The organism is Vibrio sp. 10N.286.52.C3 (assembly GCF_041468865.1).
Lineage (GTDB): Bacteria > Pseudomonadota > Gammaproteobacteria > Enterobacterales > Vibrionaceae > Vibrio > Vibrio crassostreae_C.
Map to the genome: position 1 here is coordinate 1 of NZ_JBFRJM010000163.1, position 220 is coordinate 220.

Annotated in this window: 1 tRNA gene; it reads right to left on the bottom strand. The window is 37.7% G+C overall.

Annotation, left to right across the window (positions count from 1 at the left end):
- Positions 1 to 77: 77 nt before the first annotated feature.
- Positions 78 to 153, bottom strand: a tRNA-Asn gene (locus AB4138_RS23970).
- Positions 154 to 220: the final 67 nt, after the last annotated feature.

Consider the following 220-nt stretch of genomic DNA (forward strand, 5'->3'; position numbering starts at 1 on the left):
GTCGGCACACTAAATTCTTTGCTTAAAGAGTTAAACTCTTCAATTAAAACCTCATATAAAATGAAGTCCTTTAAAAATGGCTCCCCTTGCAAGACTTGAACTTGCGACATACGGATTAACAGTCCGCCGTTCTACCAACTGAACTAAAGGGGAATTACTTGTCTCAACATCAGGTCTATAAAGACCATTATTTGTTAAGTACCAAATAATGGTGCCTCGA